General features: G+C 60.9%; 23 protein-coding genes. 10 read left to right on the top strand and 13 right to left on the bottom strand.

What is annotated here, in order from left to right:
• Positions 1-4: 4 nt before the first annotated feature.
• The gene (gene hisG / locus METAC_RS0119750; protein WP_026608343.1) at positions 5-1,000 is read right to left on the bottom strand and encodes an ATP phosphoribosyltransferase; all 996 of its coding nucleotides are present in this window, start codon (positions 998-1,000) and stop codon (positions 5-7) included.
• Positions 997-2,130 carry an ATP phosphoribosyltransferase regulatory subunit gene (locus METAC_RS0119745; RefSeq protein ID WP_026608342.1) on the bottom strand — a complete coding sequence of 378 codons (1,134 nt, stop codon included), beginning with the start codon at positions 2,128-2,130 and terminating at the stop codon, positions 997-999. Before METAC_RS0119745 ends, hisG begins: the two co-directional genes overlap by 4 nt.
• Before the next feature lie 596 nt (positions 2,131-2,726).
• Between METAC_RS0119745 and METAC_RS0119735 the strand changes: the two genes are divergently transcribed.
• A complete protein-coding gene (locus METAC_RS0119735) occupies positions 2,727-3,185 on the top strand; it encodes a hypothetical protein (RefSeq protein WP_026608341.1) in 459 nt (152 codons plus the stop codon).
• 267 nt (positions 3,186-3,452) lie between these two features.
• Here the strand turns inward: METAC_RS0119735 and METAC_RS0119730 are convergent, their stop codons facing one another.
• Positions 3,453-3,938 carry a hypothetical protein gene (locus METAC_RS0119730; RefSeq protein WP_026608340.1) on the bottom strand — a complete coding sequence of 162 codons (486 nt, stop codon included), beginning with the start codon at positions 3,936-3,938 and terminating at the stop codon, positions 3,453-3,455.
• A gap of 11 nt (positions 3,939-3,949) precedes the next feature.
• Positions 3,950-5,080 carry a hypothetical protein gene (locus METAC_RS0119725; protein WP_026608339.1) on the bottom strand — a complete coding sequence of 377 codons (1,131 nt, stop codon included), beginning with the start codon at positions 5,078-5,080 and terminating at the stop codon, positions 3,950-3,952.
• Positions 5,081-5,187: 107 nt separating this feature from the next.
• Between METAC_RS0119725 and METAC_RS0119720 the strand changes: the two genes are divergently transcribed.
• Together METAC_RS0119720 and METAC_RS24640 are read left to right on the top strand one after the other, a co-directional pair.
• Positions 5,188-6,072, top strand: coding sequence for a transposase (locus METAC_RS0119720; RefSeq protein ID WP_026608338.1), 885 nt, complete (start codon positions 5,188-5,190; stop codon positions 6,070-6,072).
• 91 nt (positions 6,073-6,163) lie between these two features.
• Entirely contained in the window at positions 6,164-7,663 is a 1,500-nt protein-coding gene (locus METAC_RS24640; protein WP_051335712.1) for a hypothetical protein, read from the top strand.
• A 145-nt stretch (positions 7,664-7,808) separates the two neighbouring features.
• Here the strand turns inward: METAC_RS24640 and hisS are convergent, their stop codons facing one another.
• On the bottom strand, positions 7,809-9,317 hold the full coding sequence (hisS, locus tag METAC_RS0119710; RefSeq protein ID WP_026608337.1) for a histidine--tRNA ligase: 1,509 nt from the start codon (positions 9,315-9,317) through the stop codon (positions 7,809-7,811).
• A gap of 249 nt (positions 9,318-9,566) precedes the next feature.
• Here hisS and METAC_RS0119705 point away from each other — a divergent pair, with 249 nt between their 5' ends.
• Positions 9,567-10,340, top strand: a complete 774-nt coding sequence (locus METAC_RS0119705; protein ID WP_026608336.1) for a DUF2076 domain-containing protein — start codon at positions 9,567-9,569, stop codon at positions 10,338-10,340.
• 60 nt (positions 10,341-10,400) lie between these two features.
• Here METAC_RS0119705 and METAC_RS25420 read toward each other — a convergent pair whose 3' ends face one another.
• Positions 10,401-11,597: a glycosyltransferase family 2 protein gene (locus tag METAC_RS25420; RefSeq protein WP_051335711.1), complete on the bottom strand. Its 1,197-nt coding sequence runs from the start codon at positions 11,595-11,597 to the stop codon at positions 10,401-10,403.
• 437 nt (positions 11,598-12,034) lie between these two features.
• Here METAC_RS25420 and METAC_RS0119690 point away from each other — a divergent pair, with 437 nt between their 5' ends.
• Positions 12,035-13,423, top strand: coding sequence for a DEAD/DEAH box helicase (locus METAC_RS0119690; RefSeq protein WP_026608335.1), 1,389 nt, complete (start codon positions 12,035-12,037; stop codon positions 13,421-13,423).
• Between the two features lie 286 nt (positions 13,424-13,709).
• Here the strand turns inward: METAC_RS0119690 and rplT are convergent, their stop codons facing one another.
• Together rplT and rpmI are read right to left on the bottom strand one after the other, a co-directional pair.
• Positions 13,710-14,075 (bottom strand): 50S ribosomal protein L20, encoded by a 366-nt coding sequence (gene rplT, locus METAC_RS0119680; RefSeq protein WP_026608334.1) that lies wholly within the window; start codon positions 14,073-14,075, stop codon positions 13,710-13,712.
• Between the two features lie 52 nt (positions 14,076-14,127).
• A complete protein-coding gene (rpmI, locus tag METAC_RS0119675) occupies positions 14,128-14,328 on the bottom strand; it encodes a 50S ribosomal protein L35 (RefSeq protein ID WP_026608333.1) in 201 nt (66 codons plus the stop codon).
• A 422-nt stretch (positions 14,329-14,750) separates the two neighbouring features.
• Between rpmI and METAC_RS0119665 the strand changes: the two genes are divergently transcribed.
• Together METAC_RS0119665 and METAC_RS0119660 are read left to right on the top strand one after the other, a co-directional pair.
• The gene (locus tag METAC_RS0119665; protein WP_026608331.1) at positions 14,751-15,143 is read left to right on the top strand and encodes a hypothetical protein; all 393 of its coding nucleotides are present in this window, start codon (positions 14,751-14,753) and stop codon (positions 15,141-15,143) included.
• Positions 15,144-15,229: 86 nt separating this feature from the next.
• Positions 15,230-15,502 carry a DUF3253 domain-containing protein gene (locus tag METAC_RS0119660; RefSeq protein WP_026608330.1) on the top strand — a complete coding sequence of 91 codons (273 nt, stop codon included), beginning with the start codon at positions 15,230-15,232 and terminating at the stop codon, positions 15,500-15,502.
• Between the two features lie 82 nt (positions 15,503-15,584).
• On the opposite strand, the gene METAC_RS26635 is transcribed toward METAC_RS0119660, so the two are convergent.
• The 5 genes from METAC_RS26635 to METAC_RS0119630 all read right to left on the bottom strand — a co-directional run bounded on the left by METAC_RS26635 (position 15,585) and on the right by METAC_RS0119630 (position 20,391).
• A complete protein-coding gene (locus tag METAC_RS26635) occupies positions 15,585-16,220 on the bottom strand; it encodes a hypothetical protein (protein WP_156898288.1) in 636 nt (211 codons plus the stop codon).
• 202 nt (positions 16,221-16,422) lie between these two features.
• Positions 16,423-17,373 (bottom strand): aldo/keto reductase family protein, encoded by a 951-nt coding sequence (locus METAC_RS0119650; protein ID WP_026608329.1) that lies wholly within the window; start codon positions 17,371-17,373, stop codon positions 16,423-16,425.
• A gap of 176 nt (positions 17,374-17,549) precedes the next feature.
• The gene (locus tag METAC_RS25410; RefSeq protein ID WP_051335709.1) at positions 17,550-18,371 is read right to left on the bottom strand and encodes a hypothetical protein; all 822 of its coding nucleotides are present in this window, start codon (positions 18,369-18,371) and stop codon (positions 17,550-17,552) included.
• Between the two features lie 272 nt (positions 18,372-18,643).
• Complete coding sequence (locus METAC_RS0119640; RefSeq protein WP_026608328.1) at positions 18,644-19,018, bottom strand: SWIB/MDM2 domain-containing protein; 375 nt, start codon at positions 19,016-19,018, stop codon at positions 18,644-18,646.
• Positions 19,019-19,515: 497 nt separating this feature from the next.
• Positions 19,516-20,391, bottom strand: coding sequence for an RNA polymerase factor sigma-32 (locus METAC_RS0119630; RefSeq protein WP_026608326.1), 876 nt, complete (start codon positions 20,389-20,391; stop codon positions 19,516-19,518).
• A gap of 290 nt (positions 20,392-20,681) precedes the next feature.
• Here METAC_RS0119630 and METAC_RS0119625 point away from each other — a divergent pair, with 290 nt between their 5' ends.
• From METAC_RS0119625 to rimI, 3 genes are all read left to right on the top strand, one after another.
• Entirely contained in the window at positions 20,682-21,245 is a 564-nt protein-coding gene (locus METAC_RS0119625; RefSeq protein WP_026608325.1) for a NifU family protein, read from the top strand.
• Between the two features lie 117 nt (positions 21,246-21,362).
• Entirely contained in the window at positions 21,363-22,052 is a 690-nt protein-coding gene (gene tsaB / locus METAC_RS0119620) for a tRNA (adenosine(37)-N6)-threonylcarbamoyltransferase complex dimerization subunit type 1 TsaB (protein ID WP_026608324.1), read from the top strand.
• 7 nt (positions 22,053-22,059) lie between these two features.
• Positions 22,060-22,542, top strand: coding sequence for a ribosomal protein S18-alanine N-acetyltransferase (gene rimI, locus METAC_RS0119615; protein ID WP_051335708.1), 483 nt, complete (start codon positions 22,060-22,062; stop codon positions 22,540-22,542).
• Positions 22,543-22,559: the final 17 nt, after the last annotated feature.

Below are 22,559 nucleotides of genomic sequence, written 5' to 3'. Positions count from 1 at the left end.
CATGTCATTTCGGCGACGGCTCGCGAAGCCGTACGACCAGCTTCTCAAACAATGGATTGGCCGCCGAGAACACGTAATCGAGCGCCGCCACAGCGACGTGAGCGCCGCCTCTGGCGATGAGCCAATCGGCGAGCGACGCGACATGATCCTTCGGGCAGCACAGGGTGAGGCGCCCGTCGCCGGCCCGATGGCGCAACCGGGCGCCAAACAGCGCCTCGGCTTCGGCGAGCACGGGCTCCGCGAGGCTCGCAAGATCGGTCGAAACCTCTCGCGTGAGCCGCGCCTCCTCCTCGGCCGCGATTCGCGACAGAATGATGCGGGCGCTTTCCAGCGCCTGCGGCGTCCAATCCGCGTTGAGAGAAGCGACGAGATTAGCCTGCGAGCGCAGGATAACGCCGTCGTCGAGCGTCTTCAGCGCATTCGCCGTTAGGGTCGCGCCCGTCGTCGTGATGTCGACGATAAGCTCGGCCTGACCCGCGGCCGGCGCGCCCTCGGTCGCTCCCGAGCTCTCGACAATGCGGTAATCCGAGACATGGCGCTCGGCGAAGAACCGCCGGGTCAAATTGACATATTTGGTCGCGACCCGCATGCGCTCGCCCCGCCGGGCGCGAAAGGCCGCGGCGACGTCCTCCAGATCCGACATCGTCTTCACGTCGATCCAGGCGCGCGGCACGGCGACGACGACATTGGCGCCGCCGAAGCCGAGCGGGGTCAAAAGAGCGACCTTTGCGTCGGCGTCGGCGAGAGTCTCGCGGACGAGATCCTCGCCCGTGACGCCGAGATGGGCGCTTCCAGCGGCGAGATGAGCAACAATGTCGGAGGCCGACAAATAGGCGATCTCGACATTCTTGAGACCGACGATCGCGCCGCGATAGTCCCGCGCGCCGCGTCCTTGCAAGAGCTCGAGCCCGGCGCGCGCGAAAAAGGCGGAGGCGTTTTCCTGCAGCCGCCCTTTTGAGGGCACCGCGAGCACGAGAGGCCTTTCGGCGGCCGCGCTCATAGGCGGTTCCCGGCGAAATCGCCGCGCAGGCGGTCGACGAAGATCGCCGCGCCGACGGCCGGAATGGCGGAAGGCGCGCCGAGCCGCTGCAAGAGCTGGTCATAGCGTCCGCCGCCAGCGACGGGCTTCTGGCCTGGCCCGCTGCGCTGATGCGCCTCGAAAACGAAGCCCGTGTAATAGTCGAGATTGCGGGTGAAGCTCGCGGCGAAATGAAGCTCGCTCACCTCGAGGCCGAGCGCGGCGATGAAGCCGAGCCTCGTCTCGAAACCGTCGAGCCTGGCGGCGAGATCCAGCCCGGCCTCAGCCGCAAGGCGACGCAATTGCTCCGAGGCGCGATCCGGATCGCCCGCGATGCTCAAGAAACGCTCGATGATCGCGCGCGTCGCCGTCGACAATCCGTTGCCGGCCTTGAGGGCCGATTGCTCGAGAAAGCGCTCGGCGATTTCCGCAGCGGTCCGACCGCCGACCGGGGCTATGCCCGCGATGGCGAGGAGATCTTCCACGAAGGCGCGCGCGCCTTGCTTATCCGCCCCTTCGAGAAGGCCGAGGACGCCGCCATGATCGTCAGCGCCGCCGCCGAGGCTCGGGCTCGCGATGGCCTCGATTGATTTCCCCTGCATATGGCCGCGCGCGATGCGCCGGCGCCAGAGCGGCGAAAGGTCGAGCGCCTCGAGCAGCCCCGAGAACAGCCCGGCGTCGCCGATCCGCACGCGCAAATCGGCGCCCTCGCGGTCCGGCCGTCCGGCGTCAGCGGCGGCGAGCGCCAGCGTGAGGATCTCGGCATCGGCCGCTTCGCGATCGGCCCGGCCGAAGCTCTCGATCCCAGCCTGGGCGAACTCGCCTGCGTGCTCGCCGGAGAAGCGGAACACCGGCCCGCAATAGGAATAGGCCGCGCTCTCGCCCGGCGTCCGCGAGGCGAGATAGTGGCGTGAGACGGGAATCGTATATTCTGGCCGCAGGCAATATTCCGCGCCGGAGGCGTCGCTCGTGAGATAGAGCTGGCTGCGAAGATCCTCGCCCGAATCGAAGAAGATCGAAGCCGGCTGAAGGATCGGCGGCTCGCATCGCGCATAGCCGGCGGCGATCAAATGCGCCGCGACCGCTTCGGCATGTTCATCGACCAGGGACAAAGGCGACCGCCTGCAAAATGGCTCCGATGACGGTCTCTTTAGCAAGCGGGGCCGCCCGCCGCGACTGGTTTCAGCGCAAAAGGTGAATCGCCTGATCGCGCCAAGCCTCGAAGCTCCGACCGGACCCGAAAAGCCGCCGAAAGAGATCACGGTTCTGAGAGTTCGGTCCGCTATGCAGCGGACGTCGAGCCCCGGCAGAGCCGCAAAGAGCAAACGCCTTCCGCTAAGAATGACGAGCGTCACAACAACGCAATAACTCAACCTTAACCGGAAACCGCGGCGGAAAACAACGCTTGGATAACAATCGCCCGGATGCTTCGGGAGCCCGCTCCAGCGCGATGACGCCCGATTTTGAGCCTCGCCATTTTGCGAGCTGCGGGAGGATCTTATTTCATGATGCAATGGACTTCAAAAACCTGCGCAGGCAGGTAGTGGGTCAGTTTGAAATTCCGCAGAGCAGACTGGCATGGAACCAGCTGAAGGCCGTAGCGGTTAGAGAGACCCATGTCTGATTCGACTCCAAATTAGATCGCAATTATTTGATAAGAGTCAAGGGGTATGACCATATAAGATATTAGATAAAAGGATTTCCAGATATGCCGTCTGCAACCACCCCGGCTCAGACCCCGCAGCCAGCTCAGGCAACGCCGCCGGATCAAGACCCGCCGATCGTCAATTTCCAATTTAGCAGGGGACAATTTTACTCTCTGCTAGGTGTAATAGCCGCTGCCTTTTTCGGCTTGCTTTATGTCATATACGGCGGATTAAAAGATGAAATAAAAGAGACTAAAAACGCGACAATAGAACTAAATTCTTCATTTCGTGAGGCATATACAAAAAGTATAGATGTAAAAGATTTGCTTTCTAAGTCGCCTAGACTAGAACAAACACTTGCAGAAACTCATGATGTTGTGCTTCACTTGCAGGACAGCATGAAGCTACTTGAGCATGTGCCAGAGCGGATCGACGCGATACAAATCGACGAGCAAAAAATCAGGATACAATTAGACAATGTGCAAAAGCAGGTTCATTCAATACCGGGCGTGCCAAAATAGCGCGCTCTAGGTGGAACTCTGCTAGCACATATGCCATATTCTACCCATGACCCAAACGCCAAAACGCCCCCGCGACACGAACCAGCTTGCCAAGTTCGTCGTGGACGTGGCGACGGGAGAAGGTGAGACGCTACCAGCTACGCCTAAACAGCAGCGGGCGGCAAAGGCTGGCGCTAAGGGCGGTCCAGCTCGGGCGCGAGCTCTATCTGGTGGCGAGCGATCAGAAATTGCCCGTGTCGCGGCCGAAGCACGATGGAAGAAGGGCGGCTAGGCCGCCTCATCGTCTTCATCATCCTCCGGCGCATTAAGTCGGAGTTCAATATCGAACGTCAGATCCATGGGAAGTTCAATTGGCTTCTCATCGGCATTGACGGAGTTCCAATGCATGATGTCGAGTGTAAGCTGCAATCCGTCGCCGACCATCTGTTCGCGGCGTGTGACTGCTGATTTCAAGAATGGTCCGCGTTCTGCTTCGTCGATGTCGATCCACAAGTGCAGTTGTTGACCACCCTGCGTAACACTGAATGAGTGGTTGGCGCGATATGCGCGTCCTGTTTTGCCGTCGCGCCGGGTTTCTTCACGTGCTGCCTCGGCAAATTGCTGCGCCAAAAGGTCCAGCGGATTTCGTGGAACTGGGAGCGGCCAGCCTTTGCCCGCAGCCCACCTTGCCACATCCTTCATATCGATTTCTAGTTTCCCGGTTTCGTCTTTGTACGCCCGGATAAGTCGTTGCATTTCACGTTTTTTAGACATCCCTTCTCCTGTTATTCAACTGGATACACACTTCCCCATCCGTCGACGACCGCGTTCGGCAAAACGGATGATCGTACTTTTGCAAGATAGTTTTGGAACCTAGCGTAGTTGTTCGTTCTGTGGCGAATCTGCCCCGCTATCAGCCCAGGGTGAACACTGATCATCTTGGCGAACGCCAAGATATCGCGGTCGTGGAAAAAGGGGGCTTTGCGCGCGACGAATGCGTCCATCATCTTTTTGGGAACGCAGAAATCAGCAGCCGCCGCATTCGCAACGCATTCCTCGTCTGCGACGTTTACTTCCTCCGCAATATCGCCCGCCAAGTCAGTATCCAACATGACTTTGTCTTTGCCGTGCCCTTGAAGGACATGCTCAATTTCGTGACGAAGGACGAACCAAAAATTATCAATGCGGTCGAAGCGCATCGTCATCGCGATCACGGGAGATCGTTCGTTCAGCCAGAAGCAAACTCCGTCGATCTTGGCTCCCGGAAGAGATTCGACGATAAGGTAACGAACCCCAGCTTCAGCCAATATGCGGGGTGCTTTTCGCGTGGCTTCAGGAGAAACGAGAAGTGACTTTAATTTTGGGACCGCCGACGAGAGCGCCTCGGAGCTGTAACGAGCTACCAACATTTCACTAGCGATCTTCCGCACTCGGTATAACCAAGCAATTTGTGTTGGCGTCGCCGGCGCGCTCACTTCCGTCTTTTTCGCGGAATGTGGAAGGATTTCTATATCTTCAACGCGGTTCGTTCCAAAAAATCGCACGAGTTCCTGTTCGATACCAGGATCACGGACATCTTTGGCGTTGATCCATCCCCGTTTGATCATGTCTGCCAGCGGCAAGCCGTGATGGATATGCGCCCGCGTAGCTCTTTTCGGGTCTGGCTGTGCGACTATCCGCGCTTTGGCTAAGTCATAAGCACATTGCAGCCCTAAAAAAACACTCGCTTCGACGCCGAACACTTCCTCCAGCAGAAGCGCGAACTCAGCAGTCATTGGTTGCTTGTCGGCGGCGAAGCGGTTGATCTTCTGTTCGTCCAGGTCCAGCACGACGGCAAGGGTCCGCTTTGTCCAGCCCCTCTCTGAGAGGAGCCATTCCAACAATTGACCAGGTGTCTTGAAGCGCGTCGTATCCATGCATCCCCCGCCGACTCAGCGGCAATCATCAAAATATCGAAATTTTAAAATTTTGCAAACTGACCGTTATGCTTGACTTATGGCTAAGAAAGGATAGTTTGAAATGCATGAATAAGCTCGACCCAGCCGAACGCGCCCGCATCCTTCACCTTCTCTGTGAAGGCCAGTCAATTCGCGCAATTACTCGCCTGACCGGCGCGAGCAAGAACACCGTGACAAAGCTGCTTATTGATGCTGGCAAGACGTGCATGGCCTTTCACGACGCCAACGTGCGGAACGTGAAAGCAAAGCGCATTCAGGTTGATGAAATTTGGAGCTTCACCTACGCTAAGCAAAAGAACGTCGCGACGGCGAAGGCCGCGCCTGACGGCGCCGGCGACACTTGGACATGGACGGCGATTGAAGCCGATACGAAGCTGATCGTTTCCTATTTTGTCGGCGGGAGGGATGGCGAATGCGCCATGTGGTTCATGGACGATCTGCGCTCGCGGCTCGCCAATCGCGTCCAGCTCACATCAGACGGGCATAAGGCTTATCTTGAAGCGGTCGAAGGCGCATTCGGCGGTGATATTGATTATGCCATGCTGGTCAAGATTTACGGGGCTTCGCCCGAGGGCGCCAAGGGCCGCTACAGCCCCGCCGAATGCACCGGCGCGCGTAAGGAACGGATCGAAGGCAATCCCGATTTTGCGCATGTTTCCACATCCTATGTGGAGCGGCAAAATCTCACGATACGGATGCATATGCGCCGCTTCACCCGCCTGACAAATGCCTTCTCAAAGAAGATTGAGAACCACGCTTACGCGGTCGCGCTCCATATGATGTATTACAATTTCGTCCGCATTCATTCGAAGCTGCGGATGACGCCAGCTATGGCGGCCGGCGTTTCAGATCGCCTTTGGGAAGTTGCTGACATCGTGGCGCTGGTCGAGGCCAGCGAGGAAGTGTCTTCCCCGAAAAAGCGCGGGCCTTACAAAAAGTCAGTCGAATAAATTTCAAACTGACCCACTACCCGCAGGCAAGGCGAGCCTTCGTCCACGTCTCGCCTGCGCCGCATCGATTGGAGCCGCGCTCACCGCCGGCATGACTCCCACCGCCGGCCACGCGGATCCTGGGTTTTCACTCCCTTCGGGCGGCCTCATCGTCAGCAGCAGCACTTACGTTGGGACGGCCGCCACTGTCACGATCGGGCAGACATTGCCCGGCGGCGGCTTGGCGATCGCCGATGGGACATATCCCAATGTTTTCAAAAACAATACGGTGGATGGAAGCTTCGGCGTCACGTCGCCGATCATCCTCAGGCAATATCGCCTTTCCCCCGATAGTCGCTCGGCCCATCTGATCGGCAGCTTGAACGTGACCGAGCGAACCGGCATCGTCACCAGCTTCAGCTCCAAATCGGAATTGGCGCTCAATCTATCGACCAAAAGGAGCGCTTTGACCTTCATGGGTTACAACGCGCCGCTCAACACGCTCGACGTGTCGAACTCCAATACGCCCTCCCATGTCGATCCGACCAACCCGGTCGCTTTGACCTATCAACGGGCGATCGTTCAGATCCGCAGCGATCGGGCGCCGCCGCTCGTGACCTCCGTCAACACCTATAGCGGCAATAATGGCCGCGCCGCGATTTTGAACGACAGTTACGGATCCGACGTTTACTACACAGTCGGAAACGCCGGCAATGGCTCTGGAACTCAGCCGACGATCATTGTCAACAATACCGGCGTGCAAATCGCCAAGCCGAAAACGCCGGATACGATCGTCGTCGGCGCGCTGCAAGGAACGCCGGGCGCAGCCACCGGGTATCAATATGGATATTCAGTGACGCAAAACGGCTATGCCGCCGACAAATCCGGCAAAGATGACAATTTCCGCGGCGAGACGATTTTCCACAACACACTGTACGTCAGCAAAGGCAGCGGGAGCAATGGCGTCGACACCGTCTATCAAGTCGGCGCGTCCGGAACATTGCCTCCCGAATTGACTGCGGCGGCCGCTCAATTCGCCATCCTGCCCGGCTTCCCCACCGGTCTCGCCAAGGCCATCTCCACAGATCCAACTTCGGCCAAGTTCGCGACGACCAATTTTCATCCGTTTGGGATCTGGTTTGCGAACGCTACGACGCTCTATGTCGCCGATGAAGGCGATGGCGTTAACACGCCGGCGAACGCGGGGCAAAATCCGAACGCGGGCCTGCAGAAATGGATCCTCAGCGGCGGAACCTGGCGCCTCGCCTACACGCTCCAAAACGGGCTAGCTCTCGGCGAGCAATATAGCGTCGCCAACTTGGATTCGAGCCTTGACCCCGCCACGGACGGGCTGCGCAATATTACCGGACGATCAAATGGCGATGGCACTGTCACAATCTTCGGCGTCACTTCGACCGTCAGCGCGTCAGGCGACCAAGGCGCAGATCCAAACCGTCTCGTGTCGATCACGGACAATCTCGCCGCCACGAACCTTCCCGCTAACGAAAAGTTCAATATTCTGGACACCGCCGACTACCAACAGGTTCTCCGCGGCGTGGCCTTTAGCCCTTGCGAGGACGAGGACGAGTCGCGCTGTTTGAATCATCGCTAATTGGGCGAGCCCACACGTTAAATATTGGCTGCCTTTCCTCCGCGAGCAAAGGGCGCTTTCGCCGCGCCCTTTGACTCGTAATTGCGCCGACGCCATCGACTGAGCGCGCGATCAAGCCGCCCTTGGGTTTCGATCTTGCCTGAAACTAAGCTAAACCGTGGCGCGCGAGAACCTCGCGGACCGCCGCGACAAGCTCCGTCTCCTTGACGCTGAACTGCGCCTTGGCGCGAAGCTCGAGATAATCCGTGCGGTCCTTGGTCGAGGCGGCGAGTTCCGCCCCGAGCGCAAGGTCGCGAATCGCCAGCTCGCCTTTCTCCCGCTCGTTCGAGCCCTGGATGACGGCGCAGAGCGAGCCGCGCTTGTCGGCATATTTGAGCTGGGCGTTCATGCCGGACGAGCCAAGGTAAAGCTCCGCCGCGATCCCTTCGCTGCGCAGCGCGGCGACGAAGCCTTGATAGCGGGCGAGGTCGGCGGCGGTCTTATCGAGGACGAGCACGACCACGGGACCGCGCCGCGCCGCGCCGGCGACGATCCTGGAGCCGACGAGCTTCAGCGCCGAATAGAGCCGCGAGACGCCGATGGAGAAGCCCGTCGCCGGGACATTCTCGCCGCGAAAGCGCCCGACGAGCCCGTCATAGCGCCCGCCCCCGCCGACCGAGCCGAAGCGGACCGGATGGCCATTGTCGTCGCGAACATCGAAAGTCAGCTCGGCCTCGAAGACGGGGCCTGTGTAATATTCAAGGCCGCGCACGACCGTGGGATCGATGCGAATCCGACCATCGTCATATCCGGACGCTGCGACAAGCGCGGCGATTTCTTCGATTTCCTGCCGGCCTTCTTGTCCGACCTTGCTATCGGCGAGCCTTGGGTCGAGCGAGGCGACTTGATCTTCCGGCGCTTTGCCGGGTTCGATCAGCCCAAGAACAAGCTCCACCGAGCCCGGATCGAGATTCGCGCCCTTGGTGAAATCCCCGCTTTCATCCTTGCGGCCGGAGCCGAGAAGCTCCTTGACCCCGGCGAGCCCCAGCCGGTCCAACTTGTCGATCGCCCGCAGCACAGTCAGGCGGCGGCCGGCGTTCTCTTCCCCACCGAGCCCTATCGCTTCCAAAACGCCGTCGAGCACCTTGCGGCTATTCACCTTGATCACATAATCGCCGCGCCGGATGCCGAGCCGCTCAAGCGTGTCCGCCGCCATCATGCACATCTCGGCGTCGGCCGCGACCGAGGCCGCGCCCACCGTGTCGGCGTCGAATTGCATGAATTGGCGGAAGCGGCCCGGGCCTGGCTTCTCGTTGCGAAACACATAGCCGGCGCGGTAGCTGCGATAGGGCTTCGGCAATCTGTCGAAATTTTCAGCCACATAGCGGGCGAGCGGCGCGGTCAGGTCATAGCGCAGCGAGAGCCAACTCTCGTCATCGTCGCGAAACGAGAAGACCCCTTCATTGGGGCGGTCCTGGTCGGGCAGGAATTTGCCCAGCGCCTCCGTGAACTCGATCAAGGGCGTCTCGACCGCCTCGAACCCGTAAAGCTCGTAGGACTCCTTGATGGCGGCGAGCATTCTGTCGGTCGCGGCAATGTCGGCCGGCCCCCGGTCGGCGAGGCCGCGCGGCAGTCTCGCGCTCGCACGCGGCGCATTTGTCTTTTGGTCCGTCATCTCTACATTAAGTCCCGCTTCCTCGCGGCTTCTTACGAGGCCTGTGACGAAGCGGCAAGCGCGGGTCGCCCCAAGGGCGGGATGAGGAAAAGCGGAAACTGTTTTCCGCCCGCATCCCGCTCTCTAACTAATTGGATTAGATCATGTACATGATCTAGACGCCGTTGCGCAGGCCTTGGAACCGACGGAAAACTTCCCACATTTGGCACGGCGGGTGGAAAAACCGCCGAATTCGCAGGGAGAAAACCGATGTCACCCGAAGAGCGCCAGCTGCTTACAGGTCTTTTCGACCGCGTGCAGAGTCAGGCGAATAGTCCGCGCGACAAGGAAGCCGAGGCGTTCATCGCAGACGCGGTGCGGAGCTTGCCTTTCGCCCCCTATCTTCTCGCCCAGACCGTCATCGTCCAGGATCAGGCGCTGCAGGCCGCCAACACGCGCTTGCAGGAGCTCGAATCGAGGGTTCAAGAACTGGAGCAGCAGACCTCGCGCGGGAGCGGCGGCTTCCTGAGCGGGATCGGCTCGCTGTTCGGCGGCGGGGCGCCGCGCGGCCCGGCTGCGCCTCCGCAGGATGGCGGCTGGCGGCAGTCTCCGCCTCCAAGCGGATGGCAACAGCCGCCACAGCAAGGCTATGGCCAGCCCTATCCTCCGCAGCAACAAGGTCCCTGGGGCGGCCAAGCGCCCGGTCAAGCCTTCGGCCAGCCCCCTGCCCAAGGCGGCGGCTTTCTGAAGGGCGCGCTCGGCGCAGCGGCTGGCGTCGCCGGCGGCGTGCTTCTCGCCGATTCGATCCGCGGGCTTTTCGCCGGGCACAATAATTCGCTCGGCATAGGCTCGGGATTTGGCGGCGGCGGGCTCGGCGGAGGCCTCGGCGGCGAGACGATCGTCAATAATTACTATGGCTCGGATGAACCGGGACGCTCGCAGCAGGACGCCTACCAGGACGCCGACCAGGATCAGGACGATTTCCAGGACGCGTCCGATTACAATTCGGACGTCGGCTACGACGACGGCAGCACCGACGTCTAGACCGCATTATCGCGCGCCGGCATGCTCGAGGAGGCTCGCCGGCGAGGCCAGCGGGTCTCCCTACGGCTGCCCCTTGCGTCGCCATGCAAGACTGTCGCTGGCCGCGCTCGCGGCTCCGTCGCTTACCGCGGCTGCGCGGCTGTCTCGCTTTCGATGGGCAAACAGACGCCGCGCGAAGATCGCAAAGACGATCGTTGTCTTCGCGATCTTGAGCTGAGTCAGCAGCGCCATGTATCTGTGCCACTCCAGCGCCCGCGCGACGGTTTCAGATTCCGTCACCAGTTTGCCGGCCAGGTATGTGGAGCAGCCGGGAACCGTCGATGATGTCGGCGGCCACACTTCATCCAAGGCCACTAAGGCCCGAATAAAATTCTCCGGCGCATGTGATTTGGAAAGGAACAGGTCAATATTGGCGATGAAGTGATCAATGAGCATCACCCGGCTCAATTGGTCGTTATTCCCCTGGCCGCATCTGTCATAATTTACAACGCCGTTAAGGTGAGGATGTTGGGAGAACTGATTAGTCCCGTGCAGGCGGTAAGCCGAGAGCGGACGATCGATCAGAACACTGCCGGTCAAAACGCTGACGCCGCGAATCAAATAGGCGTCCGTGCTATTCGGCAAGGCCGCCAGGGCTTTGTTATTCAGAAAAAGCCGGAGCGCGTCACGGCGAAAGCAATTGCCCGAAGTGGGAGACCAGCACCAGGTGGCGACGTCGTAGGGCCGAACTAAGTGAATCTGATTCTCGATTTCTGGGGAGGGGCCGTCCAAAGACCATAACCCAGCGCCTCGCGCATCGACCCTACGAATTAGATCCGCGCATTTTCCTCGCCCCGACCTGACATAGTCGCTGAGCCCAGAACAGGACCCAAGGACGACCCGAGCGTCGACTGTTTGAACCATGTCTGATGACGACAAGCCCACCGGCACGCGCAACGAAAGGTGGACAAAGACATGGGTCTCGATGAAGCCTGGCAAAAGAAAGTCATCAGCGTCGAGGAATACGACGTATTCCCCAGAACTTCGCGCGAAGCCTTCGATTGAGGCGACGCTCTGCCCCCCGTTGTCTCCCCGCTGAATCCACGAAAGAGTCGGAAACTCTTTCGCCAACTCACGCAGTACTTCAGCGCTATTGTCGGTCGATGCATTATCGACCACGATACATTCAATATTGGGATAAGCCTGCGCGAAAACAGACGCGACGGCTTGTCCCAAAAAGCGGCCGTAATTATAATTGACAATAATTACGCTTACCAAGGGAAGCTCTAGGCCATGGACCAATTTCCGCGCTCCAAATAATTCTTTTAAGTACTTGAATAACTGACGAGGAGAGTAGGACTTGCATTGAGACGGTCGATAAGAATCATTGTAATTTTTTATATTGTGCTTTTACCTTGTAATCGTGAAACCGGCAACTAAGCTGACCTCGGCCCCTTCGCCCCTCTGACCGATCGCCGTCGGCCATCCCCGTTTCCGCTTGACTTTTACGCTCTTAGCCGTGATGAAGCTGCATCCACTAGCTGTGGATCATCGCGCTCCGGCTGCGTGAAGGATGGTTTTCATCATCCTCCTGTCGAGCGCGCCAGCGCTTATCCGCTCGACCGCCCAGGCCACGCAGGGCGTCGCACTTCCCATTTGAAAGCCGCAACGCCGGATCGCCCGGCAGATAATGCGGCTCATCGAAAGATTCCCCATTGCAAGATTTCAACGGTCTCGGCCTCGCCGCGCCGCTTCTTCATGCGCTCTCTCACCAAGGCTTTACCTGTCCGACGCCGATCCAGGCCCAAGCCATCCCAAACATCATGGCTGGCCGCGACCTTATCGGCATCGCCCAGACCGGAACCGGCAAGACCGCCGCTTTCGCCCTTCCCATTCTCCATCATCTCGCGACCAATGAACGCCCGGCGCCGCGCGGCGGCTGCCGCGTGCTCGTTCTCAGCCCGACGCGAGAACTCGCCAGCCAGATCGCCGAATCCTTCCGCAATCTCGGCTCCGCCATGCGGCTATCCGTCGCCGTGATTTTCGGCGGCGTGCCGCATGGTGCCCAGATCAAGGCGCTCGCGCGCGGCCTCGACATTCTGGTCGCGACGCCCGGCCGGCTCGTCGATCATCTCGACTCCCGCGCAGCGCATCTCGGCAAGACCGAGTTTTTCGTCCTCGACGAGGTCGATCAGATGCTCGACCTCGGTTTCGTCAAGGCGATCCGCCGAGTCGTCGGCGAGCTTCCCAAGCAGCGTCAAAATCTGTTCTTCTCTGCGACCATGCCGAGCGAAATCGCCAAGCTCGCGGGTGACCTACTCCATGATCCGGTTCAGGTCTCCGTTACCCCGATCGCAAAGACCGCCGACCGCGTCAACCAACAGGTCCTTTTCGTCGAGACCCACCGCAAGCGGGACATTCTAGTCGAGCTTTTCGCGAACGCCGACATGACCCGCGCGATCGTCTTCACCAGGACCAAGCGCGGCGCCGATAAAGTCACCCAGCATCTCGACGACTCCGGGATCGCGGCCCTCGCCATCCATGGCAATAAGAGCCAGAGCCAGCGCGAGCGCTCGCTCGCGGCCTTTCGCTCCGGCCGCGTCCGCGTCCTCGTCGCCACCGACATCGCGGCGCGCGGCATCGACATCGACGGGGTGACCCATGTCGTGAATTTCGAGCTGCCGGAAGTGGCTGAAGCCTATGTCCACCGGATCGGCCGGACGGCCCGCGCCGGCGCCGAGGGAACGGCGATCTCGCTCTGCGACAATGCCGAGCGCGACCTTTTGCGCAATATCGAGAAACTGACGCGGCTCCGGCTGCCGGCGCAGGACCGGCGCGCGAGTCCCAACATGGCGCAGGCGCCGCGCCCGACCGGGAACGTCGCCAGCGCGCCGAGCCGAGCGGCGGAAACGCCTGGATTTGGACGCCAACCTCGCGCGGCGGCCGATCCCTCCTCCCATCATTGGGCCAAGGAGCGGCGCGGCGGCGGACGCGCGCCGGCCGGATCGCATGACCTCCATGCGCCAAGCGCACACGAGCGCCCCCGCACCGGTCAGGCGAACCGACAAAACGGACCCCGCCGCGGCGGCGCGCCCTCGGCCTAAGCCGTTTGTCGACTGAATGGAGACATTCGGTCGACGCGGCCTTGCTGCAGTTTCTAGAGATCAAGCAAAGTATCGCCGATCGGATCAATTCGATCCGGTCGGAAATTGCTTGCGATCGTCACGAAAACAAAGAGCGGGATTAAGGAAAAGCGCTCTTGCTCTTCCTTAATCCCGCTCTTGAATCTTTTGGGCCTGGAGCGCGCTCCAGAAGATTATCGACGGACCGGCTATGACCAAAAGCGATTGACCGAAAACGCGGCGTTTTCGGTCACGATGGCTTTGCGCTTCAGGCCTTGGTCGGCAAAGCGCTTTTCGCCTTTTCGACAATGGCCTTGAAGGCCTCCGGCTGGGCGATGGCGAGTTCCGAGAGCACCTTGCGATCGATCTCGACGCCGGCCTTAGCGAGCCCGTCGATGAAGCGCGAATAGGTGAGGCCGAGCTCGCGCACGGCGGCGTTCAGGCGCTGAATCCATAAAGCACGGAAAACCCGCTTCTTGGCGCGCCGATCGCGCGTCGCATATTGCATCGAGCGATCGACCGCCGCCTTGGCGGCGCGGATCGTATTCTTGCGGCGGCCGTAAAAGCCCTTCGCCGCATCCAATGTCTTCTTGTGCTTAGCGTGCGAGGTGACCCCGCGTTTGACGCGCGCCATAATAAATCTCCGGACCGATTCAGGTCATGCTGAACAAAGGATGGAATAGACTTCAGCCATTCGGCAGGAAGTATTTAATGATGTTATCGCCATCGCTCTTGAACAGAACATTGGTGCCGCGCAGGTTCCGGATCTGCTTATTCGTCCGCTTGATCATTCCGTGGCGCTTGCCGGATTGCGCATAGATCACCTTGCCAGTGGCGGTGATCTTAAAGCGCTTCTTGGCGCCGGATTTCGTCTTCAGCTTGGGCATTTTGCTCGTCTCCGCGGGCGCTCGGCGCCCTTCATGTAATTGTCGCGTGGCGCCATTGGCCCCACAGCCGTTCGTTTCCGAACGAGCGAAAGAACCGCCACGGCAGCCCTACGGCCGGGCGGTTCGGAAGCGCGTCTTATAAAGAAAGAGCCATGAAATGCAATGGCGAGGTCGCCAGCCGGTCGCAAAACTTTAGCTCTTTTGCTGGACAGCATCGACTCTAGCGCCTAGGCTTCTTCTATCCTCGCGGCGTTTTCCGTTCGGATTGAACGGAGATTAGCGATCGTGCCGCCCCGCCTGAACCTTCCCGCCTTGCCGCCATCCGATTCGCCCGCTCCGCTTCCGCCGCGCGCGTTTTTGATTGACTCCACAATCGAATTTCGACGCGTCGCGCAAGCGACCTCGACCGAGAGGCGCACGGCATGACTTATATCGTCAAGACGGCAAGCGACCATATCATCCGGGCAAATTCGGACAAGATCACGATCTACTACAACCAATGCCGCGCCGCATCACAGAGATTGTCGGATGACCTCCTCTCGCATGGGCATTCGGCGCAAGTTCTTCGCTGCGCAGGTCTGAAGACCAATGCGCCCGACGCCGACGATCGCTGGCGCGTGGCGGGAGCGCAGGAGTTTTGGATCCATTATGTCGTCCGATTCGACGGCTGCATCGTCGATCTGACCCGGCGCCAGTTCTTCCCGGATTGCGATAATCCCTTTTATCAATCCGCCGAGGCCTTCGCCGCCGAATGGACGAGCTTCGGTCCTGAGCTCCAAAATCCCCGTCACCGCGCCAACGCAACTGCAGCTTAAGACCTCATACCGCTAGCTTCTGGCCTGGGGGCGCAACGGCATATCTCTTGCGTCCAGCTTAAAGGCTAAAATAGGAGCGCCTGAGCATGGATGCGACGCCTAAAATCGCGGATGTTATCCTGCAGCTTTGCCAGGACGCGCCTGACGCCGGAACAATTGATCCCGTGGACGCGGCCAAGGCTTTTGCGGAAGTGAGCGGCAGAGGCCGCAGCGCCCCATGGGAAGGTTATCTTCAGCCCGTTCGCGACAATGCGGTAAAGCTCGCCAAGGAAGGCAAGATCATCATTTATCGCAAGGGGGTCGCCGCGGATCCCGACACATTCAAAGGTCCCTATCGGCTCGGACGCGCGCCCGCCTGACCGAAAAAGGGATATCGAGGCGATATCCATTTCCTCGGCCTATAGAGAAACGCCCTCAAACTGGACGCTTCCTCGACAAGCCTTAATGAATGTCGCCGCCGCTGCTTTGGCCGCGCCCACCGGCCGCCCCTGGCGTACGCGGCGCGCCGCCTGGTTGACCTCCTCCTTGATTATGGACGCCCATGCCGCCTCCATTTTGAGGCCCTGGGCTCACGCTACGTCCTTCCGTGCCGCCCATGCCGCCAGTCTGAGGCCCAGGACTGACGCTACGTCCTTGCGTTCCCATATCGCCCGGATGGGCGCCTTGATTGCGATGGCCCATGCCGGCCCCATTTTGTGGACCCGGACTGACGCTACGCCCCTGTCCAGTCTTATCCATGTCCTCCCCCGGCCCGCCGCGCCCGACCCGGTTGCGTTCGCCGCCGCGCCAATGGCCCTCTTGGCCAGGGGTCCATCCATGCCAGCCGGAACCGCCACCCCAGCCGTGCCCTCTACGCCAACGATAGCCGCACCAGTAGAATCCGGGTCCGCGCCAACCGTCCGAATAGAAGCAATAGTCGCGACCGCCCCAGACAAATTGCGCCTGATGGAACAATGCCGCGTCAGTCGCCGCGCCCAAGCGCGCGCTCTGCATCGGTCCGGCTTCGGCGCTTCCGCTCACTCCGGCCGCGGCGGCGGCCACGATGAGCGCCGCCGCTGTCGTCGATAAATTATGCATTTGATTCTCCTCGAGGTTCAGCTTCAGAGGCAAACTTCCTGGAGAAGCAACTGCGCAAACAACCGACAGTTCCGCGAAGATTGGGGAAACCCGACCGCCCTTAGCCAATATCCGCGGCGTCTTGCCGACGCGCCAATTCAGCGCACTCTTCTAAAGCTCGCTCTCCTGCGGCCCCAGAGTGCGCGTTTGGGCGGCTCGACGCCTATTGCCGGTGCGGCGCCAAAAAGTCTTCGGCTCGATAAAAGAGCTCATTGGCGATGCGGAGCTCCGCCGCCGCGGCGTTCTCGACGATCTGCTCGGGGCGCGAGGCGCCGATAATCGCGGACGACACATTTTCATTGCGGAGAACCCAGGCGAGCGCGAATTGCGCCAGGCTCACGCCGGCTTCCTCCTCGGCCAAGGTCTTCACTTTCTGCACCGCCTCGAGAAGAGGCCCCTCCAGCCAACGCTTCGGCAGCATGGAGCCCATCGATTCGCTGCCCGCCCGCGACTCCGGCGGCGGCGGGGCGCCGGGCTTATATTTGCCGGTCAGCACACCCTGCGCGAGCGGCGACCAGACGATCTGGGTTATTCCCAATTCGGCGCAACGCTGGATTAGACCGGTCTGCGGATAGGGCCAAAGCATTGAATACTGCGGCTGGCTCGACACGAAAGGCGTGACGCCCTCGAGCTCGGCCGCCGCTTCGATCTTGTCGAGCGGCCATTCGCTGAAACCGAGATAGCGCGCCTTGCCCTGCTTCACGACCTCGGTCAGGGCCTCCATGGTCTCCTCGAGCGGCGTGTCATTGTCATAGCGATGACACTGATAGAGGTCGACATAATCGGTTTTGAGGCGGCGCAGGGACGCGTCGATCTGCTTGAAGACCTGCGCGCGCGAAAGGCCCTTGTCGGTCTCGCTCATCGGCCCGTAGAGCTTGGTCGCGAGAATATAGGAGCCGCGATCGATCCCCGCGAGCGCCTCGCCGAGCAGCGTCTCGGCAGCGCCGCGCCCATAGACATTGGCCGTGTCGATCAGATTGATCCCGACGTCGAACGCCTTGTGGACGCAGGCGATCGCCTGAGCTTTCTCCACCCCGCCGGAATAGGTCAGCCAGGAGCCGAGGGAAATGGTCGAGACCTGGAGGTCGCTGTCGCCGAGCTGCCGATATTTCAAGACTTTGCTTCCCCTGATAGCGACGCGGCCCAATCGAAAGCGGCGGAGCGCATGAATGCGCTCGAATCGAAGTGCTTGAAGCGGAACACAAAAATGCTGCCCCGGCTTTCGCCGACCCGCGCGGAGCCGCGCCGAGCGTCTTCACCGCGCCATGCAGAGCCTGTGCCGCCTCGTCCTTATCGGCCCGCGACGCGGGCGTCCAGGGCGTGGCCGCGAGCGCCGTTAGAAAGCGGCGGCTGGATCTTTTTTGGACTTGCCGCGGCGCGCCATGACGGAAGGATTTCGGCCGTAACCTTCGCGGACGTTCTCCAGAACGAAGCTGGCGCGACGGCCGGGCGGATTGGCGCGAGCCGGCGCGCGGCGTCTGGCCTCGGCGTCTTGTCCGGCCGCGGCGCTTCCTCGGACCTCGGCGCCGCCCGCTGCTTCAAATCTTTTTCCGGCGTCGGCGCTTCCTGGGGCTTTGGCGATTCGGCTTTCTTTCCGCCGAATAAAATCGCCCTCATCTCCCGCTCGCCGATGGCGTCGGCGATCCCCTTGAAGGCGAAAAAGGGAATCAAGGCCACGAACACGAGGGCGGCGTCGGACAGGGTGACCAAAAGCCCGTGCTCATGCAGATCGGGGAGGCTTTGGGCGAAGGTTTTGCCCTCGAAATGACCGACGAGGCCTTTTTCGAGGACATGGAACGCGATGAACAGGATCGTCAGCGCGAAGGCCTGATAGGGAATCGAGAGGATCAGCATCCGGTTGCTGAATCGCCGCCCGACTTTAAGATTTTCCGCGAGCAGCATCACTTTCGCGAGCATCAAGGCGTTGATGGCGGCGAAGCCTTGGGCCTGATAGTTCAGATGGTTTTCCGCCAGAATTACGGTCCGGTGCAGGTCCGAGATCGCGAAGAGGAGCCAAAGATAAAGGAACATGACAAGAAGCGTGCGCAATTCGCGCAAGGCCTTGTCCTTAAGATTGGAGCCGCGTCGATCGGAAAGGCTGCCTCCGCCCAATTGGATTGATCTCCCCACGGACGTCCGTCGACGCTCGATCGAAAGCATTTTGCGCCGAAGAAATGCGTTCGGGACATGACGTCGTCATGTCCGCCCACCGCGATCACGCTGACGACGAGCCTAAGCGCTGCGTCAAATCTGCTGAGGCTTCCCGAGAGGCGGCTTCGAGAAACCCGGCCGATCTATACTTCCCAACGATCGGATCAACCGGCTAATCTCGTCGATCCAAGAGAAGGCGGCCTGGTCCAGCCGTCGCCTCGAGACAACGCGCCTTATTTCAGATGCTGGGCGAGGAACTTGTTCATCTCGAACATGGTCACTTTGTCCTTGCCGAACACCGCGCCGAGCTTGGCGTCCGCGAGAATCTCGCGCTTATTCGCCTCGTTCTGCAGCTTGTGCTTCTTGATATATTCCCAAACCTTGCTCACGACCTCTGTGCGCGGCAGGGGCTCGGCGCCGACGACGGCGGCGAGTTCCTTGGAGGGCGTCAAGGGCTTTGTGAAAGCGCTGGTCGCCGGCTTCGCCTTCTTTGCGTCCTTAGCCGGAGCCGCGGCCGCGGCCTTGGCGGGCGCTTTCGCGGCGGCGGGGGCCGGAGCGGCGGCGCGCTTGCTCGGCGCGGCTTGAGGCTTTTTGCTTGAAGTCGTCATCCCGTCTGCCTCCATGAATTTCGTGTCGGATGATTTGAGCGCAAATACCGATCGGCGAAGCTGCTTCCGACTCATTTGTGAACGCGCTTGTCATGACGGAACCCCAAGGATCGCGCCTCGTCAAGCGAAGGACATGAAGATTGTCGAAGCGCGCGGCCGCGCAAGGGCCTGTTTCGGCGGGCGAACCGCTGCCGATACGGTGACATGGACAGCGATTCGCCCCTAGGTGCGAGACGCTTTTCCCGCCTGCCGAAAGGCGGCTCCCCCGCCGCCACCTTTACGACCTCGGCTTGATCGAATAGCTTATAAATATTTGAGTTAGAATGGCTTTGTAGGCCTCCCGCAAAACGTCCTCCGCGCCCTTTCAGGGAAAACGGCGGCGTTTTTTTTGAATGCGCACCGCCTCACAGCGGGACGCGGTCCGCGCAGACGCAAAACTCATTTGGGGAAAACTGAATTTTTCGACCGGGCCGCCGCCCTGCGCCTGGAAATTTGTTTCAGATCATCGCCTCGGCGGCGTTCTCCATATGGCGCTTCGCCAACGCCTGGCGCAGCTTTTCCAGAGCGCGGCTTTCGATCTGGCGCACCCGCTCCTTGGAAATGCCGAGACGGGACCCCAGAGCTTCGAGCGTCGCCGCCTCATCCACGAGGCGCCGCTCGCGCAGAATGCGCCGCTCCCTCTCGGAGAGGCTGGTCAAAGCATCGTTCAGCCAATCGATCCGCCGATCGGTGTCGATCGCAAGGCCCGCGGCCTCATCGGGCAATGGTTTGTCGTCGACGAGAAATTCGACCTTTTCGCTAGGAGCGCTCCCCTCTGAATCGCCCATCGGCGCATTCAAGGAGACGTCCGGCGCCGAGAGACGCGCCTCCATGGTCTCCACATCCGATCGCGTGACGCGAAGCGCCTGGGCGATCTGGCTGAAAAGCTCCATATTGCCAAGATCTTCGCTTCCGCGCGTCAACTTCGCCCGAACCCGCCGGAAATTGAAGAAGAGCGCCTTTTGCGCCGAACTCGTGCCGCCGCGCACGATCGACCAATTATGAAGGATATAGTCCTGCATGGAGGCGCGAATCCACCAGGTCGCATAGGTGGAGAAGCGCACCTCGCGCTCTGGCTCGAACCGCGCCGCGGCCTCCATCAGCCCGACATGACCTTCCTGGATGAGGTCCGGCACCGAGAGCCCATAATGGCGAAACCGCACAGCAAGAGCGATGACGAGCCGCATATGGGCCCGCGCAAGCTCATGCATGGCCTTGACGTCGCGCTGGTTTTTCCAGCGCAGCGCCAGCGCGCGCTCTTCTTCCGGCCCCAGAAAGGGGGCGGCCATAGCCGCCGCAGCCAACTGCCGTCCAATGCCGGGAACCTGCGCCATGAGTCTCGCCCATCGACTTACGGACGCCCTTATGCGGCTCGGAAGGCCGAGAAGACTTTCCGAGCCAGTCATGCGCGTCCGGCGCGTCCGGCCAATCGCGCTATTCTTAAACGAACGCCCGGCGCGGCAGGTTCCGCCAATCCTCACGCCAGAGGCGGCGCCCGGAAGCCGCGCGACGGACCCACGGCGCAAGGGCGCTTGCTCAATCGTCCAGTCTCGATCATATTTTAGAAGGATTCCGATCCGCTGCATCCAACTCCGGCCTTGAACCGGACGCTTGGGAGAGGTTCATGTTCATTCAAACAGAAGCTACGCCTAATCCCGCCACGTTGAAATTTTTGCCGGGACGCCCTGTCATGCCCCTCGGGACGCTGGACATAAGAAGCCCGGACGGGGCTGAGCAATCGCCGCTCGCTCAAGCGCTCTTTGCGCTCGATGGGGTCTCCGGCGTGTTTTTCGGGGCCGATTTCATCTCCGTCACCAAATCCGGCGGCGATTGGCAAGAGATCAAGCCGGCCGCGCTCGGCGCCATCATGGAGCATTACCTCTCCGGCGCGCCATTGCTCTACGACGAATCGGCCCTTCCGTCGCAAGGCGACGGCGACGAGTTCTTTGCGCCGGACGACGCCGAAACGGTCGCAACGATCAAAAAGCTCATCGAGAGCCATGTCCGGCCGGCGGTCGCCAATGACGGCGGCGACATTAAATTTCGCGGATTCCGAGAGGGGACCGTCTATCTCGCCATGAAAGGGTCGTGTTCCGGCTGTCCTTCTTCATCGGCGACATTGCGGCACGGAATTCAGAATTTGCTCAAGCATTACCTGCCCGACATCCGATCCGTCGAACAGGTTTAGGCGCGATAACCAAACGGCCCTATGGACGAGGCGACTGGCGGCGCATAAGCTTCACAGATTAGCTTGAGAGCCGCATGACGTGAATGGAGAGCTGACGGGGCATGAAATAGCGCGCGCATGAAGATCCTGGCGATTGACACCGCGCTGCCTGCGGTTTCCGCGTGCGTCCTCGACGACGAAGCGGAAGAGGCGGAGGCGCTTGAGACCATCGCGATGGAGCGCGGCCATGCCGAGGCTCTCTTGCCCTTGATAGACAGGGTCATGGCGCGCGTCGACGGCGGCTTCGGCGGGCTCTACCGCGTCGCCGTCACCGTCGGGCCCGGATCCTTCACCGGCTTGCGGGTCGGCGTCGCCGCGGCGCGCGCGATCGGAATCGCTTGCGAAATTCCCGTCGTCGGGGTCTCCACCTTAGCCGCCCTCGCAGCGCCCCTGATCCTTAGTCAAAAGCCGGGCCTTGTCGCGGCGGCGATAGACGCGCGCCATGGCAATGTCTTTTTCGCCGCCTTCGGGCCGGACGGACGGACGATTCTCTCTCCCCGGCTCGCTCCCGTCCATGAGGCCGCCCGATCGCTCGGAGAGGGGCCCGTCCGGCTCACGGGTCCGGGCGCGCCGCTTTTGGCTCAGGAAGCCTTGGGCCTCGGGATCATGGCGGAGATCGTCAGCGAATTCGCCGCGCCGGACATCGAGTTCGTCGCCAAGCTCGGGCTGCTCGCCGATCCGTCCTCCGCGCCCGCGCGCCCTCTCTATCTGAAAGCGCCGGACGCCAAGCCGCTCGATTCCCAGCAAATCCCCGCGCCCGCGCCCTGAGCAAAATATGTTCGGCTTGTTCGCCAAAGGGGTCGCGACCGCCACCCGCCCGATCGGCGCCGAGCGGAGCGCCGAATGCGCCATTCTGCATAGCTCGAGCTTTGCTTATCCTTGGAAGGAGGCGGATTTCGAGCAGCTGCTCGCAGCGCCGGAAACCAGCGCCCGCGGTGCGATCGAAACCAAGGAATCGAATCTCGCAGGATTCATCTTGTCCCGATGCGCGATCGACGAAGCGGAAATCCTGACTATCGCCGTCGCGCCCGCTTGGCGGCGCAACGGAATCGGCCGCAGCCTTCTCGCCGCCCATCTGGCCGATCTCGCCGCCATGGGGATCAAACGGGTCTTTCTGGAGGTCGACGTCGCCAATGTCAGCGCGCGGACGCTCTATGTCAGCTTCGGCTTTCGCCAGGTCGGCGAGCGCAAATCATATTATCGAGTGGCCGACGCCGCGCCCGCGACCGCCCTCGTCATGCGGCTGGACATAAATTAAACCGCGGCGCGCCGCGG

This window comes from Methylocapsa acidiphila B2, from assembly GCF_000427445.1.
In the GTDB taxonomy this organism is placed as follows: domain Bacteria; phylum Pseudomonadota; class Alphaproteobacteria; order Rhizobiales; family Beijerinckiaceae; genus Methylocapsa; species Methylocapsa acidiphila.
The sequence above is the reverse complement of the archived record's forward strand: the minus strand, read 5'-3'. Positions and strand labels throughout refer to the sequence as shown.

Bases quoted from the DNA above. Each gene is read 5' to 3' on its own strand.
- METAC_RS0119665 (WP_026608331.1), top strand. From the start codon at position 14,751: ATGACTTATATCGTCAAGACGGCAAGCGACCATATCATCCGGGCAAAT.
- METAC_RS0119630 (WP_026608326.1), bottom strand. From the start codon at position 20,391: ATGGCGCAGGTTCCCGGCATTGGACGGCAGTTGGCTGCGGCGGCTATG.
- METAC_RS26635 (WP_156898288.1), bottom strand. From the start codon at position 16,220: ATGCATAATTTATCGACGACAGCGGCGGCGCTCATCGTGGCCGCCGCC.
- METAC_RS0119725 (WP_026608339.1), bottom strand. From the start codon at position 5,080: ATGGATACGACGCGCTTCAAGACACCTGGTCAATTGTTGGAATGGCTC.
- METAC_RS0119625 (WP_026608325.1), top strand. From the start codon at position 20,682: ATGTTCATTCAAACAGAAGCTACGCCTAATCCCGCCACGTTGAAATTT.
- METAC_RS0119640 (WP_026608328.1), bottom strand. From the start codon at position 19,018: ATGACGACTTCAAGCAAAAAGCCTCAAGCCGCGCCGAGCAAGCGCGCC.
- METAC_RS0119720 (WP_026608338.1), top strand. From the start codon at position 5,188: ATGAATAAGCTCGACCCAGCCGAACGCGCCCGCATCCTTCACCTTCTC.
- METAC_RS24640 (WP_051335712.1), top strand. From the start codon at position 6,164: ATGACTCCCACCGCCGGCCACGCGGATCCTGGGTTTTCACTCCCTTCG.
- METAC_RS0119735 (WP_026608341.1), top strand. From the start codon at position 2,727: ATGCCGTCTGCAACCACCCCGGCTCAGACCCCGCAGCCAGCTCAGGCA.
- hisG (WP_026608343.1), bottom strand. From the start codon at position 1,000: ATGAGCGCGGCCGCCGAAAGGCCTCTCGTGCTCGCGGTGCCCTCAAAA.
- METAC_RS0119705 (WP_026608336.1), top strand. From the start codon at position 9,567: ATGTCACCCGAAGAGCGCCAGCTGCTTACAGGTCTTTTCGACCGCGTG.
- METAC_RS0119730 (WP_026608340.1), bottom strand. From the start codon at position 3,938: ATGTCTAAAAAACGTGAAATGCAACGACTTATCCGGGCGTACAAAGAC.
- METAC_RS0119660 (WP_026608330.1), top strand. From the start codon at position 15,230: ATGGATGCGACGCCTAAAATCGCGGATGTTATCCTGCAGCTTTGCCAG.
- rpmI (WP_026608333.1), bottom strand. From the start codon at position 14,328: ATGCCCAAGCTGAAGACGAAATCCGGCGCCAAGAAGCGCTTTAAGATC.
- tsaB (WP_026608324.1), top strand. From the start codon at position 21,363: ATGAAGATCCTGGCGATTGACACCGCGCTGCCTGCGGTTTCCGCGTGC.
- hisS (WP_026608337.1), bottom strand. From the start codon at position 9,317: ATGACGGACCAAAAGACAAATGCGCCGCGTGCGAGCGCGAGACTGCCG.
- rplT (WP_026608334.1), bottom strand. From the start codon at position 14,075: ATGGCGCGCGTCAAACGCGGGGTCACCTCGCACGCTAAGCACAAGAAG.
- rimI (WP_051335708.1), top strand. From the start codon at position 22,060: ATGTTCGGCTTGTTCGCCAAAGGGGTCGCGACCGCCACCCGCCCGATC.